The sequence below is a fragment of the Pseudomonas fluorescens genome (assembly GCF_000967965.1).
GTDB lineage: Bacteria > Pseudomonadota > Gammaproteobacteria > Pseudomonadales > Pseudomonadaceae > Aquipseudomonas > Aquipseudomonas grandcourensis.
Genome location: NZ_LACC01000013.1, coordinates 109246 through 122734, shown reverse-complemented (window position 1 = coordinate 122734; position 13489 = coordinate 109246). Strand labels below are relative to the sequence as shown.

Sequence of the window (13489 nt, the reverse complement as noted above, 5' to 3'; positions counted from 1 at the left end):
TCCAGCATCAATGTCGCCTAACACACTGCCATCGCGGGCAAGCCCGCTCCCACAGGGTCTGCGGTGTCCCGGCCATCCCCGGCCACCAGATCGCTACGATTGCCGACCTCATCCTTGCCGGCTAACTTCGCCCGGTCGCTGCCAATTCAGCGACCGGGCCTGAGAACCCGGGTAAGATACGGGCGCACAAGCGCCACCAATCACGATTGCCGGCGCTTTTTTTATGCCAGTACATTCGTGCAATGGCGGCTGTGCGTGGGAGACCTTCGGGTCTGCCGGATTCCTGTATCTCCGGTTTCTCAGCCCGCGCATAGCTGCCACCCATTCGCCTGAGAACGAACGTGGTAGCTCTCAATTTGATTCGGGAGCTTTACTCATGAATGCTATTGGTCTGTCTGCTTCAAACGTCATTCACCACCTACCAACCAACAGGAGGTGAAGTCCAATGACCATTCCCCAAGACCTGAAAACCATCGGCCTCACCCCCTTCTCCTACCACGCTAACGAACCACTGTTCCGCATCAACCGTGGAGTCTCGATCATTCAGGCCCTCTCCCACGCCTCCGACCTGCTCCACCTCGCCAAACTGCTCGCCTCAGACGCCGCCATGGTCCGCGACTCCGACCGACACGCCTGGGCCTCGCACTTTTTGCAGGACATGAGCAAGGCAATCATCGATGACGTGGTGAAAGTGCTCGACGCACCGTGTAACAACCGCGCGTAAATGAAAAAGCCCCGCGATTCTTTTGAATGCGGGGCTTTTACGATGCAGGCCGTTACAGCGTTTGGACCATACGATGCGACCTCTTCGCGGCAACCAGCGTTCAGGAAAACATGGCGCGTTGCTCAGCTTCGTAATGCCGGGTCTGGAAAGGCATGAGGGCTTGGGCTTTCAGGCCGAGGCCCTCACTTAACCCCCAAGAGACAGCGAGTTCATCACGGCGTCGACGCAATGGCGTGACGGTTTGTAGCGTCACGGCTTGCACGCAAGTCGAATGAGCAAAAAGCTCGAGGACATTGAGAGTTTCCGACACCCGGAGATCGGATAAGCAAGTAAATCGAGTGAATCGCTCGAGCAGATAGCCAGCACGCCGAACCTCCACTTCGTCAGAATGACGATTCAAAAAAACGCTTATCTCGCTTTCAAGATTTGAGTCCGAGTACCAGACAGCCTTGGCGGCGCTCACCAAGGCAGCGTCATCCGCTTGATTCAAAGGTCTTTTTACCAGCGTGTCCAAGGCGGATGAGAGGACGTGGCCGCTATGGGGCTTCGTCATCTGTGCTCTCCAGATAATCATGCAAAATATTCGTGAGGACGGAGATTGGTGACTCCTTGTTGCCAACATATACATCAATCGCCTGCAATGCCAGTCGACGAAACTCGGTAGTCAGGATGAAACCAGCCCTGAGAAGTGCCTTGATATCACCAATGTCCTGATCGGTCGCTCTGCCCAGCTTGGAAATGGCAATGTCGACAGGTGCCGCGATATGAACGTGCAGCGGGGACTCAACCGGGAACTCTGTAAAGGGAAGGCTCCGTTCCCAATAGTCCTCATGAATTGGGCCAAAACTGGTGTTGTATTGCAGGTCGTAGTTCAGCTCCATCAAGCGACCGGATCGCTCATCAACAAACTGTTCGGGTATCTCTGCGAGCATTGTTTGTAAGTGAAGACCTTTGGGAACATTAGCCTCATAAATTTCTGCATCGACGTCGGTGGAAACGCGATGATGGGTATAAAGGTGAACCGCGCAGCCACCGAACAGGATAATTTTGACCGCCCCTGGTACTGCGTTCTCAAGCTCCAGTTCCGCTTCGACAGATTTGAACATCGAAATCAAAGCCTGCCCCAACGCTGTATTCGTATTAACACGCGGGGTGATTACCTCTGGCAGTTCCATCGTAGATCCTCTGGGATGCTTGTAATAACGACATCCCGAGGCTAGATAGGCAACTTCCGACCCTCAACCTGAAAAACTCGTGGGAAAGTTCAGGCAAATCCGTAGGCAGTTTTGCCGGTCAGGTCTCCCTATCGTAAGCGAGCTTGGTCGCGATGGCGGCAACGGACGAAACACAGGAGATGGAAACCCAATGACAAATCCCCCCAAGACCTCGGAACCATCCGCCTTACCCCATTTATTGGGTCTGACCGCGCATTTTTTCTTAAGTGGGCCAAGAAAATCTTAATAATTTGGGATTTTCTCAATTTTTTCTTAAGCGGACAGATATCGAATTCGCCTGTTAGTCCGCGTCGCGGCCATCGCGAGCAGGCTCACTCCTACAGGGATCGGTGTGCACTCAATCCAATGTAGGAGTGAGCCTGCTCGCGATGGCGGCACCACGGTTCGTCAGAATTCCACCAACAAAAAGCCCCGCGCTTCTCTCGAAGGCGGGGCTTTTCGATTCAGCATCCGACGTTTAAGGCGCGTACGTCAGCAGCAACTCGCTCGGCACTTTGAAGTCCAGGGACATCATCACGCTCAACGCGGTAATGGTGAAGATCGAGAACACGAACAGCTTGCGTGCCCAGACCGTGTCATCCACTGCCTTGTAGCCGGTCCAGGCCATGTACAGCCAGTACATGCCCATGGCCGAGGCGACGGCGAGGTAGCTCATGCCAGCGTAGCCGCTGAAGGTCAGCATCAAGGTCGCCACGAGGAAGGCCAGAATGTAGATCAGGATGTGCTTCTTGGCCACCTGGATGCCGCGCTTCACTGGCAGCACCGGAATCGATGCGGCCAGGTAATCGTTGAAGCGGAAGATCGCGATGGCATAGGAATGCGGCATCTGCCACAGGCTGAACATCACCAGCAGGGTCAGCGCGGCCATGTCGAAGGTGTTGCTGACTGCGACGTAGCCAATCACCGGCGGCATGGCGCCCGACAGACTGCCCACCAGCGTGCCGTGAACCGACTTGCGCTTGAGGTACAGGCTGTAGAAGCCGACGTAGATCACGAAGCCGATCACCGCGAACAACGCGGCCAACGGGTTGGCCACCTTGTACAACAGCGCAACGCCGGCGACACCCAGGACGGTCGCATAGATCAGGGCCAGTTTCAGGGAGATCAAGCCCTGGACCAGCACCCGGTTCTTGGTGCGTTCCATCTTCAGGTCGATGTCGCGGTCGATGCAGTTGTTGAACACGCAACCGGAGGCAACCACCAGGGACGTGCCGATCATGGCGGCCAGGAAGATGGCCAGATCGACATGCCCTTTGGAGGCCAGGAAAAATCCGCCTGCCACAGAAAGCACGTTACCGAAAATGATCCCCGGTTTGGTGATTTGGATAAAGTGCTTGAGGGACATGCGGACTTACCTCACTTCGCCATCATGAACGTGTGGATGCTGAACATGATCCACAGCGACAGGCCAACCAGCAGGACGATCACGATCGCGGCGAAGACAAACGCAATCACGTTGTTACGCTGCGCGGCCGAACGGTCCAGGTGCAGGAAGTACACCAGGTGCACCAGCACCTGGATGACGGCGAACGCGACGACGATCATCAGGGTGATCGACTTCGGCAGCGTCGGGTACATCACCAGACCGAACGGGATCAGGGTCAGGATCACCGACAGGATGAAACCGATGCCGTAGGACTTGACGCTGCCGTGACCGGCGTCGTGGCTGTCATGGGAGTGTGTGTTAGCCATTTACATAGTCCCCATCAGGTAAACAACGGTGAATACGCAGATCCACACGACGTCCAGGAAGTGCCAGAACAGGCTCAGGCAGCTCAGACGGGTCTTGTTGGTCGCCGTCAGGCCGTTTTTCTGCACCTGATACATCATGATCGCCATCCAGATCAGACCGCTGGTCACGTGCAGACCGTGGGTGCCGACCAAGGTGAAGAACCCGGACAGGAAGCCGGAACGGCTAGGGCCGTAGCCCTCGGAGATCAACATGTGGAACTCGTTGATCTCCATGCCGATGAAGCCGGCACCGAACACGAAGGTCATGGCCAGCCAGCCCAGGACCTGCTTCTTGTTGCCACGGAAGAACGCCAGCATGGCGAAGCCGTAGGTGATCGAACTGAACAGCAGCAGAGCGGTTTCGCCCAGTACGTATGGCAGTTCGAAGATGTCGTGGCCCGACGGGCCACCCGCTACGTTGTTAACCAGTACCGCGTACGCCGCGAAGATCGACGCAAACAGAATGCAGTCGGTCATCAGGTAGAGCCAGAAACCGAATACGGTCATCTCGCCCGAGTCGTGGTGATGGTCATCATGCCCATGTCCATCGACATGGGTGTGTCCAGCATTGGTCACTAAGTTCGACATGGTTTAAGCCTGTTCCAACGAGGTTTCAACACGGGTGGCGGTGGCCGGGATCTTCCCTGCCGCTACCAGACGCTTGTGCTGCTCGGCTTCGATGCGCTCGATCACGTCGACCGGCACCATATAGCCTTGATCATCACGGGCCGCGTGGATCACGAAGTAGATCACGGTGCCGGCCAGACCAGCGATTGCCAGCCACCAGATGTGCCAGATCATCGCGAAGCCGAACACGGTCAACAGAGCACCCATGACCACACCGGTCGCGGTGTTGTTTGGCATGTGGATCGGTTCGTACCTGGCCGGAGCCTTGTATGCGGTACCGTTTTCCTTGGCTTCGCTGAACGGGTCGACGCCATCGGCTTTCGGCAGCACGGCGAAGTTGTAGAACGGTGGTGGCGACGAGGTCGACCATTCCAGGGTGTGTGCATTCCACGGGTCGCCGTGTTCGCAGATGTTTTCCGGCTTGTTGCGGTCACGCACGCTGACGTACAGCTGGATCAACTGGCAAGCGATACCCACGGCGATCATCACCGCACCGAACATGGCGACGTACAGGTACGGCACCCACTCAGGGTTGGTGGTGGCGTTCAGGCGACGGGTCATGCCCATGAAGCCCAGAGCGTAGAGCGGCATGAACGCGACGAAGAAGCCGCTGATCCAGAACCAGAATGCTGCCTTGCCCCAGCCTTCGTGCAGCTTGAAGCCGAACGCTTTAGGGAAGTAGAAACCGAAACCGGCGATGTAACCGAATACCGCACCGCCGATGATCACGTTATGGAAGTGCGCGATCACGAACAGGCTGTTGTGCAGAACGAAGTCGGCACCCGGAATGGCCAACAGTACGCCGGTCATGCCGCCGATGGCGAAGGTCACCATGAAGCCCAGGGTCCACATCACCTGGCTGGTGAAGCGCAGACGGCCCTGGTAGATGGTGAACAGCCAGTTGAACAGCTTCACACCCGTCGGGATGGAAATCAGCATCGTCGCCAGACCGAAGAAGGCGTTGACGCTGGCACCCGAACCCATGGTGAAGAAGTGGTGCAGCCAAACCATGAAGCCCAGGATCGAGATCGCGCCCGATGCGTAGACCATCGAGTGGTGGCCGAACAGTTTCTTGCCGGTGAAGGTCGAGATGACTTCGGAGAAGATACCGAACGCTGGCAGGATCAGGATGTACACCTCAGGGTGACCCCATGCCCAGAACAGGTTCACGTACATCATCGGATTACCACCAAGTTCATTGGTGAAAATGTGGAAATCCATGTAACGGTCAAGCGTCAGCAGTGCCAGGGTAGCGGTCAGGATCGGGAACGAAGCCACGATCAGGACGTTGGCCCAGGTGCAAGTCCAGGTGAAGATCGGCATGTCCATCAGTTTCATGCCAGGGGTACGCATTTTCAGCACGGTGGCCAGGAAGTTGACCCCCGTCAGCGTTGTCCCCAGACCCGATAGCTGTAGCGCCCAGATGTAGTAGTCCATCCCCACGCCAGGGCTGTATTGCAGGCCCGACAGCGGCGGATAGGCAACCCAGCCGGTCTTGGCGAATTCGCCGACGCCCAGGGACAGGTTGATCAGCACCACGCCGGAAACCAGCAGCCAGAAGCTCAGGGAGTTCAGGAACGGGTAGGCAACGTCACGCGCGCCGATCTGCAGCGGCACTGCAAGGTTCATCAGGCCGGTGAAGAATGGCATCGCCATGAAGATGATCATGATCACACCGTGGGCGGTGAAGATCTGGTCATAGTGTTCAGGTGGCAGGTAGCCAGGCGAACCCTCGGTGGCCATGGCCAGCTGGGTACGCATCATGATGGCGTCGGCAAAACCGCGCAGCAGCATGACCATGGCGACGATGATGTACATCACGCCGATTTTCTTGTGGTCGACCGACGTCAGCCACTCGGTCCACAGGTAGGTCCACTTCTTGAAGTAGGTGATTGCAGCGAACAGCGACAGACCACCGAGCGCGATCATGGAGATGGTTATCATCACGATCGGTTCGTGGAACGGGATCGCTTCCCAACTTAATTTACCAAACATCGTTTACTCCTCTGCCCCGGCAGCTGAATGCGAACTCGAGTCCATCCCTTCCATCTGGGCCACTTCTTTCTCTTCTTTCTCGTGCTTGACCTTAGGGCCTGGTTTCATGCCTTCGTACTTGTCGACGATGGTCTGGAACAGGTTCGGCGTCACCGAGGAGTAGAGCTCGACTGGGTTGTTCTGGCTCTGCTTGGAAAGGGCTGCGTATTCAGCTTGTTCAAGCTGTTTAGGTGCCTTTTTGACTTCACTTACCCAGGCGTCGAAATCTTCCTGGGAAGTTGCGATCGCTTTGAATTTCATACCGGTGAAACCCGCGCCGCTGTAGTTGGCGGAGATACCGTCCATTTCAGCGTTCTCGTTGGCGATCAGGTGCAGCTTGGTCTGCATGCCCGCCATCGCGTAGATCTGGCCACCCAGCGCAGGGATGAAGAACGAGTTCATCACGGCGTCGGAAGTGATCTTGAAGTTGATCGGGGTGTGCGCCGGGAACACGATCTTGTTGACCGTGGCGATGCCTTGTTCCGGGTAGATGAACAGCCACTTCCAGTCCAGCGCGACCACTTCGATGGTCACAGGCTTGACGTCGGATTCCAGCGGCTTGTACGGGTCAAGGGCGTGGGTCGACTTGTAGGTGACGTAACCCAGGGCAATGATGATCAGCACCGGAACAGCCCACACCGCGATCTCGATCTTGGTGGAGTGGTTCCATTTCGGGGTGTAGGTGGCGTTGGTGTTGGACGCGCGGTATTTCCAGGCGAACAGGAAGGTCATCACGATGACCGGAACCACGACCAACAGCATCAGCAGCGTTGCGGTGATGATCAGGTTTCGCTCGTCCAGACCAACCTGGCCCTTGGGATTGAGCAAGGTCATGTTGCAGCCTGACAGCAACAACGTGCCGATCAGCGGCAATAAGCCTAGTAGTCTGGGGTACCTGTTTTTACTCATCTCACGACCTCTAAAGCAGCTTGCGCAATGCAGTTGGGTTTTGATCGCCAACACTTCACCCTGCCAAGGGTTGGCATTTTTCTTGGATTGAATAAGGGCATGCCCGTCGCGCGTCAGACGCTGTACGACAAATCCCGGGCCTGCGGTGAGTTCTTATTCGAATACGTGGTCAAAGGCCTTGTTACAGACCAATTCCATTTGGTGCGGGTAGTTGGAGGCTCCGACACCTGGGAATCGCATGAAGCCACCAGACCTCTCGACACCCTGTTTCTGCTCACCCCTGGTTAAGATTTGAGCAGTGCCGGGAATTCAGTGCGGGCGATTGTAGATATGTAATGTTTTATAAACCATGTCTCATCCCGAAATAATTTTTATCCGAACCGGCAACAATCATTAACCGTTTTCGCAAAAGTGGCGCATCTTATCGAAATTCATTCTCAACAAAAACACCAAAATAAGTAGGTCTTCCACCCACGGTTCAGACAGTATCCTGTCCCTCCTCTCTGCCCCTGACCTTGCCCAAGGCCCGATATGACGGGGGCTCTGGCCATTCGCCAGAGCCTGTTAAAACTGCCTGTTCGTGCTCGCAACGGAAAAAACCGCAAGCCTGCAAAACAGCCCAATTTCGTTACGTTTCCATGCACCAATCCGGCTTCCTCGAACGCCCTGCGACACTCGCTCTGTGACAACATGTCGCACATGTGTCGCACCCTTGATTGCCGCCCGTCACAGTCTTTTTACCCAGCCTCTGAAATGTGCTCTGCAAGCCAAAAAAAGCCCCGGTCCTCTCTTCGAGGAACGGGGCTTTTTTGTCCGACAATGCGTAGCGGCAGATGACCTCAGCGCAGCGCTTTGCGGTTACGCGAGGTCAGCAACGGCACCAGCACCACGATCAGCACGAAGGCGACCAGCGCCCACTGCGCCAGCGACAGACCGAGGATCGGCGGGTAGGGCGTGGAGCAGAAACCATCGACCTGGAAACCCAGCGGGAAGATCTTCGCCAGCGGCAAGTCATCGACAATCGGTTGCAGCACATCGATGCCGCAGCTGACCGCCGGATAGAACTGCGTAAAGACGTGATGCCCGGCAACGCCTGCACCTGCCACTGCACAGATCACCACCAGGGTTTCAAACACTGTGATGCTGCGGCGGGTGCGCATGGCGGCGCCGATGAAGGCGAAGATCGCGATCAGCAGCAACGCGTAACGTTGCAGGATGCACAGCGGGCAAGGGGCCTCGCCCAGAACAATTTGCATGTACAGCGCACCGCCGATCAGCGCCAGGCAAATGATGCCCAACAACACCAGGTAGCGCCGTTCACGCCCCAACCGCATGGATTCATCGCTCATCGCGTTTCCCTTCAAGATTTCGATTGCCCGCCAGTCTACACGCTGGCCCGGACCTTTGAGAGTCTGGAGCATGTGAGGGGGATTCGGGGGGAATAGACGATAAGGCGGTTAAGGAGGGATTAACTTTCTGGCTTTTTTCAGTTCAGGACTGAGGTGTGGCATTCGCGAGCAGGCTCGCTCCCACAATTTGATCTGCGTACGACACGGACCAATGTGGGAGCGAGCCTGCTCGCGATGAAGGCGACGCGGTGAGGCTGGCTCACCGCGCCCCCCTTACTCCAGCGCCGCAGCAGGCCCGAAGAACTCATAACGGCTTTGCTTCTCCGGCACACCCAGTGCCTTGAGGTGGCGCTTGATGGACGCCATGAAACCTTTCGGCCCCAGGAAGTAAACATCCAGGTCACGCTGCTCCGGCAGCCATGCATGCAACTGCTGCTGGCTCAACAAACCGACCTTGTGCGCCGCCGGGCTCACGCCGTCGTCTTCGGAGTAGCAATAGAAACGCTTGAGTTGCGGGTGACGCTCGGCCAGGCCGTCGATCCAGTCGCGGAAAGCGTGGACGCTGCCGTTGCGCGCGCAGTGGATGAAATGCACCGGCCGCTGGGTCTCCAGCGCCGCTTCGAGCATCGCCAGGGTCGGGGTGATGCCGACGCCACCGCTGATCAGCACCAGTGGCTTGTCGCTGGCGGTCAGGACGAACTCGCCCGATGGCGGGAACAACTGGATGCTGGCGCCGACCTGCAACTGGTCGTGCAGGAAGTTGGAAGCGCGGCCACCGTCCTCACGTTTGACGCTGATACGGTACTGGCCTTTGTTTGCCAGCGCCGACAGCGAGTAGTTACGACGGATCTCTTCACCGTCGAGGATCAGTTTCATGCCGATGTACTGGCCGGGTTCTGCCACCAGGATCGGGCCTTTGTCCGCGGGCTCGAAGTAGAACGAAGTGATCTCGGCGCTCTCCTCGACCTTGCCGGTCACGATGAATTCCCGCGCCCCGCGCCAGCCGCCCGGTGCCTGTTCCTTCTGGTCGTAGATGCTGGTTTCGGCACCGATCAGGATGTCCGCCAGTTGGCCGTAGGCCGCGCCCCAGGCTGCGATCACTTCCGGGGTGGCGATCTCTTCGCCCAATACTTCGGCGATGGCCCGCAGCAGGCAGGTGCCGACAATCGGGTAGTGCTCCGGCAGAATCTGCAGGGCCACATGCTTGTTGATGATTTTGGCCACCAGGTCGCCCAACTGGTCGAGCTGGTCGATATGGCGCGCATACATCAATACGCCGTTGGCCAACGCACGCGGCTGATCACCACTAGCCTGGTGGGCCTGGTTGAACAGCGGGCGGACTTCCGGGTATTCGGAGAGCATCATGCGGTAGAAGTGCGTGATCAGCGCCTCACCACCGCTTTCGAGCAGCGGCACGGTGGATTTGACGATGGCACGGTCTTGAGCGCTCAGCATAAGGTGACTCCTGGTCTTCTTGGATTGCTAACGGATTACCCTATGCTTATCAGCTTTCGTGCCAACTATTTAATCGTTGTAAATCAACAAGTTAACAACTTAATAGTCATTTCGACACGACCTACCTTATAGTCATACCGACTACACGGAGTCACTATGACTGCAAAATCCCTGCTCACTGCCCTGCTGCCCCTGGTCTCCGACCTGTCCCGCGAATTGCCCGAGGGCGAACGTTATCGCCGCCTGCTGGAAGCCATGCGCGCCCTGCTCCCGTGCGACGCCGCCGCCCTGCTGCGCCTTGATGGTGAATGGCTGGTGCCGCTGGCCGTCGACGGCTTGAGTACCGACACCCTCGGTCGGCGCTTCAAGGTCAGCGAGCACCCGCGTTTCGAAGCGCTGCTCAGCGGCCCCGGCCCGACCCGTTTCGCTGCCGACAGCGACTTGCCGGACCCCTATGACGGTCTGGTCGATGGCCTCGATGATCATCTGGAAGTCCACGACTGCATGGGTTGCCCGTTGTTCATCGACGAGCGCCCCTGGGGTCTGCTGACCCTCGACGCCCTAGACCCAGAGCGCTTCGAACCGATCGAACTGGATGCCCTGCAAGCCTTCGCCAGCCTCGCGGCGGCCACGGTCAACGCCGCCGAGCGCATCGAACGCTTGAACAACCGGGTCGAAGATGAACATCAACGCGCCGAGGTCTACCGCCAGGCCAGCGGCCAGCAGAATCGCGAGATGATTGGCCAGAGCAAGGCCCACAAGCGTCTGGTCGAAGAAATCAGCCTGGTGGGCGGCAGCGACCTGACCGTGTTGATCACTGGCGAAACCGGGGTCGGCAAGGAGTTGGTGGCCCAGGCAATTCACGCGGCCTCGCCCCGCGCCGACAAGCCGATCATCAGCCTCAACTGCGCCGCGCTGCCCGACACATTGGTGGAAAGCGAGTTGTTCGGCCATGTCCGCGGCGCCTTTACCGGGGCGATGAACGACCGCCGCGGCAAATTCGAACTGGCCAACGGCGGCACGCTGTTCCTCGATGAAGTCGGTGAGTTGTCGCTGACCGTGCAGGCCAAGTTGCTGCGGGTGTTGCAGAGCGGTCAACTGCAGCGACTGGGTTCGGACCAGGAGCATCAGGTCGACGTGCGCCTGATCGCGGCGACCAACCGTGACCTCGCCGAAGAAGTGCGCAGCGGCCGTTACCGCGCCGACTTCTACCATCGCCTCAGCGTTTATCCGCTGCTGGTACCGGCCCTGCGCGATCGCGGGCGTGATGTGCTGCTGCTCAGCGGTTACTTCCTGGAGCAGAACCGCTCACGCATGGGCCTCAACAGCCTGCGCCTGAACAGCGACGCCCAGGCCGCGCTATTGGCCTACGACTGGCCCGGCAATGTGCGCGAGCTTGAACACTTGATCGGCCGTAGCGCCTTGAAGGCCTTGGGCAATTGCAAGGAACGGCCGAAGATTCTCAGCTTGAGCGCAGCCGATTTCGACTTGCCCAACGCCAGCGTTGAAGCCGCCGCCGAGCAACCCGTCGCCACCATCACGCAAGCGGTGACCGGCGATTTACGCGAGGCCACCGAGCATTATCAGCGCCAATTGATCGGTGCCTGCCTGGAGCGGCACAACAACAACTGGGCAAGCGCGGCCCGTGAGCTAGGCTTGGATCGGGCGAACCTGGGGCGGATGGCCAAGCGGTTGGGGATGAAATAGCGTCGCTATAGGGTGAGTGGAGTCTTTGTGGCGAGGGGGCTTGCCCCCGTTCGGCCGCGAAGCGGTCGTAAATCCGGCGACTCGGTTTGACAGTGGAAAGCCAAGGGCCGCTTCGCGACCCAACGGGGCGGTGCGGCGATCCGACAAGCCCCCTCGCCACAATCAAGCTCCCTCGCCACAAAGGTCCACCGTTTGGTCCAAGATGGGAATTCACCCTAAAGCCTGCCCCCGACAAGTCGATAACCCGGCATCGAAGTCATTGGCGATCCCGGGATTGCCCGTCACCTTTTTCCAGAGAAGGTTCCTATGTCCTCCACCAAAGCCCGCGCAGACTCACTTTCGCTTCTGCTGTTTACCTTGCGCAGCGGCAAGCTGATGGCGATCAACCTGCTCAAGGTCAGTGAAATCATTCCCTGCCCGCCGCTGACCAGGCTGCCGGAGTCGCACCCTCACGTAAAAGGTATCGCCACCCTGCGCGGTGCCTCGCTGTCGGTGATCGACCTCAGCCGTGCCATTGGCGAGCGTCCGCTGGAAGACCCGAACGGCGGCTGCCTGATCGTCACCGACGTCAGCCGTTCCAAGCAGGGCCTGCACGTGCAGGCCGTGAGCAAGATCGTCCATTGCCTGACCACCGACATCCACCCACCGCCCTTCGGCTCTGGTGGTTTGCGTGCCTATATCACCGGCGTGACGTCGGTCGATGGCACCCTGGTGCAAGTGCTGGACATCGAAAAAGTCATCCACGGCATCGCCCCGGCACAAATCGAAATGGCGCCGACCGAACTGAGCATGGAAGACGCCGAGCTGCTCGGCAACGCGCGCATCCTGGTGGTCGACGACAGCCAGGTCGCCTTGCAGCAATCGGTGCACACCCTGCGTAACCTTGGCCTGCAATGCCATACCGCCCGCAGCGCCAAGGAAGCCATCGACTGCCTGCTGGACCTGCAAGGCACCGCGCAGCAGATCAACCTGATCGTCTCGGACATCGAAATGTCGGAGATGGACGGCTACGCCTTCACCCGCACCCTGCGGGAAACCCCGGATTTCGCGCATCTTTATGTACTGCTGCACACCTCGCTGGACAGTGCGATGAACGCCGAGAAAGCACGACTGGCGGGGGCGAACGCGGTGCTGACCAAATTCTCTTCGCCGGAATTGACCCAGTGCCTGATCACCGCGGCCAAGGCTGTCGCCGAACAGGGTTATTGAATGTTGACCGAAGAATTCTGCTGGCTGATGCGGCGCGACCTCTCTGTTGTCGTGCCCTCCCCCGAGTGGCCAGCCGGCCTGCAACTGAGCGAATACCGTCCCGAACTGGGCGCCGCCGTGCACCGGTTGATGGAGTTCGGTTATCTCGACGGCGGTGGTCGCGTAGCTGCGCTGGAGATGTGGCAACGGCAGTTCGAAACCGACCCGGAATATGACCCGGCCCTGTGCTTCATTGCCCTGGATGCCGGGGAAGTGGTGGGCGTTTGCCAGTGCTGGACCAGTGCCTATATCAAGAACCTGGTGGTGCATCCGCGGTTTCAGGGCCGGGGGTTGGGCCGTGCGCTGCTGTTACAGGCGTTCAAGGTGTTCCAGCAGCGACGTGAAGGTTTCGTGGACCTGAAGGTACGTGAAGACAACCTTCGGGCGCGGCGCTTGTATGAAAGCGTCGGGATGCGCGCCGTCCGCCGGGAACCGGTTCCGCTCTGACAAACCGCCATTGCGAGCAAGCT

At 58.5% G+C, this 13489-nt stretch carries 14 protein-coding genes; 5 read left to right on the top strand and 9 right to left on the bottom strand.

What is annotated here, in order from left to right:
- Positions 1–445: 445 nt before the first annotated feature.
- Positions 446–724, top strand: a complete 279-nt coding sequence (locus VC35_RS11800) for a DUF3077 domain-containing protein (protein WP_046040181.1) — start codon at positions 446–448, stop codon at positions 722–724.
- Between the two features lie 100 nt (positions 725–824).
- On the opposite strand, the gene VC35_RS11795 is transcribed toward VC35_RS11800, so the two are convergent.
- From VC35_RS11795 to cyoA, 7 genes are all read right to left on the bottom strand, one after another.
- Positions 825–1277: a hypothetical protein gene (locus VC35_RS11795; protein WP_046040178.1), complete on the bottom strand. Its 453-nt coding sequence runs from the start codon at positions 1275–1277 to the stop codon at positions 825–827.
- Positions 1261–1899 (bottom strand): DUF6036 family nucleotidyltransferase, encoded by a 639-nt coding sequence (locus VC35_RS11790; protein ID WP_046040176.1) that lies wholly within the window; start codon positions 1897–1899, stop codon positions 1261–1263. Before VC35_RS11790 ends, VC35_RS11795 begins: the two co-directional genes overlap by 17 nt.
- Before the next feature lie 517 nt (positions 1900–2416).
- Positions 2417–3304 carry a heme o synthase gene (gene cyoE, locus VC35_RS11785; protein WP_046040173.1) on the bottom strand — a complete coding sequence of 296 codons (888 nt, stop codon included), beginning with the start codon at positions 3302–3304 and terminating at the stop codon, positions 2417–2419.
- An 11-nt stretch (positions 3305–3315) separates the two neighbouring features.
- Positions 3316–3651: a cytochrome o ubiquinol oxidase subunit IV gene (gene cyoD / locus VC35_RS11780; protein ID WP_008046747.1), complete on the bottom strand. Its 336-nt coding sequence runs from the start codon at positions 3649–3651 to the stop codon at positions 3316–3318.
- Positions 3652–4278 (bottom strand): cytochrome o ubiquinol oxidase subunit III, encoded by a 627-nt coding sequence (locus tag VC35_RS11775; protein ID WP_046040171.1) that lies wholly within the window; start codon positions 4276–4278, stop codon positions 3652–3654.
- A 3-nt stretch (positions 4279–4281) separates the two neighbouring features.
- Positions 4282–6312 carry a cytochrome o ubiquinol oxidase subunit I gene (cyoB, locus tag VC35_RS11770; protein ID WP_046040170.1) on the bottom strand — a complete coding sequence of 677 codons (2031 nt, stop codon included), beginning with the start codon at positions 6310–6312 and terminating at the stop codon, positions 4282–4284.
- Positions 6313–6315: 3 nt separating this feature from the next.
- Positions 6316–7260: a ubiquinol oxidase subunit II gene (gene cyoA / locus VC35_RS11765; RefSeq protein ID WP_046040169.1), complete on the bottom strand. Its 945-nt coding sequence runs from the start codon at positions 7258–7260 to the stop codon at positions 6316–6318.
- Between the two features lie 27 nt (positions 7261–7287).
- Between cyoA and VC35_RS11760 the strand changes: the two genes are divergently transcribed.
- Positions 7288–7548, top strand: coding sequence for a hypothetical protein (locus tag VC35_RS11760; RefSeq protein WP_046040168.1), 261 nt, complete (start codon positions 7288–7290; stop codon positions 7546–7548).
- A 551-nt stretch (positions 7549–8099) separates the two neighbouring features.
- Here VC35_RS11760 and VC35_RS11755 read toward each other — a convergent pair.
- Together VC35_RS11755 and hmpA are read right to left on the bottom strand one after the other, a co-directional pair.
- A complete protein-coding gene (locus tag VC35_RS11755) occupies positions 8100–8609 on the bottom strand; it encodes a disulfide bond formation protein B (RefSeq protein WP_046040167.1) in 510 nt (169 codons plus the stop codon).
- 273 nt (positions 8610–8882) lie between these two features.
- The gene (gene hmpA / locus VC35_RS11750; RefSeq protein WP_046040165.1) at positions 8883–10064 is read right to left on the bottom strand and encodes an NO-inducible flavohemoprotein; all 1182 of its coding nucleotides are present in this window, start codon (positions 10062–10064) and stop codon (positions 8883–8885) included.
- Positions 10065–10220: 156 nt separating this feature from the next.
- Between hmpA and norR the strand changes: the two genes are divergently transcribed.
- The 3 genes from norR (at position 10221) to VC35_RS11735 (ending at position 13466) form a co-directional block, all read left to right on the top strand.
- On the top strand, positions 10221–11771 hold the full coding sequence (gene norR, locus VC35_RS11745) for a nitric oxide reductase transcriptional regulator NorR (protein ID WP_046040163.1): 1551 nt from the start codon (positions 10221–10223) through the stop codon (positions 11769–11771).
- Between the two features lie 306 nt (positions 11772–12077).
- Positions 12078–12980, top strand: coding sequence for a chemotaxis protein CheV (locus VC35_RS11740; RefSeq protein WP_046040162.1), 903 nt, complete (start codon positions 12078–12080; stop codon positions 12978–12980).
- Complete coding sequence (locus VC35_RS11735; protein WP_046040159.1) at positions 12981–13466, top strand: GNAT family N-acetyltransferase; 486 nt, start codon at positions 12981–12983, stop codon at positions 13464–13466. It abuts the gene before it with no gap.
- Positions 13467–13489: the final 23 nt, after the last annotated feature.

What these genes read in the sequence shown, in the direction of transcription:
- VC35_RS11735 (WP_046040159.1), top strand. Translation starts at nt 12,981, where the DNA reads ATGTTGACCGAAGAATTCTGCTGGCTGATGCGGCGCGACCTCTCTGTT.
- VC35_RS11760 (WP_046040168.1), top strand. Translation starts at nt 7,288, where the DNA reads ATGCAGTTGGGTTTTGATCGCCAACACTTCACCCTGCCAAGGGTTGGC.
- cyoA (WP_046040169.1), bottom strand. Translation starts at nt 7,260, where the DNA reads ATGAGTAAAAACAGGTACCCCAGACTACTAGGCTTATTGCCGCTGATC.
- VC35_RS11800 (WP_046040181.1), top strand. Translation starts at nt 446, where the DNA reads ATGACCATTCCCCAAGACCTGAAAACCATCGGCCTCACCCCCTTCTCC.
- norR (WP_046040163.1), top strand. Translation starts at nt 10,221, where the DNA reads ATGACTGCAAAATCCCTGCTCACTGCCCTGCTGCCCCTGGTCTCCGAC.
- VC35_RS11795 (WP_046040178.1), bottom strand. Translation starts at nt 1,277, where the DNA reads ATGACGAAGCCCCATAGCGGCCACGTCCTCTCATCCGCCTTGGACACG.
- VC35_RS11775 (WP_046040171.1), bottom strand. Translation starts at nt 4,278, where the DNA reads ATGTCGAACTTAGTGACCAATGCTGGACACACCCATGTCGATGGACAT.
- VC35_RS11740 (WP_046040162.1), top strand. Translation starts at nt 12,078, where the DNA reads ATGTCCTCCACCAAAGCCCGCGCAGACTCACTTTCGCTTCTGCTGTTT.
- cyoB (WP_046040170.1), bottom strand. Translation starts at nt 6,312, where the DNA reads ATGTTTGGTAAATTAAGTTGGGAAGCGATCCCGTTCCACGAACCGATC.
- VC35_RS11755 (WP_046040167.1), bottom strand. Translation starts at nt 8,609, where the DNA reads ATGAGCGATGAATCCATGCGGTTGGGGCGTGAACGGCGCTACCTGGTG.
- VC35_RS11790 (WP_046040176.1), bottom strand. Translation starts at nt 1,899, where the DNA reads ATGGAACTGCCAGAGGTAATCACCCCGCGTGTTAATACGAATACAGCG.
- hmpA (WP_046040165.1), bottom strand. Translation starts at nt 10,064, where the DNA reads ATGCTGAGCGCTCAAGACCGTGCCATCGTCAAATCCACCGTGCCGCTG.
- cyoD (WP_008046747.1), bottom strand. Translation starts at nt 3,651, where the DNA reads ATGGCTAACACACACTCCCATGACAGCCACGACGCCGGTCACGGCAGC.
- cyoE (WP_046040173.1), bottom strand. Translation starts at nt 3,304, where the DNA reads ATGTCCCTCAAGCACTTTATCCAAATCACCAAACCGGGGATCATTTTC.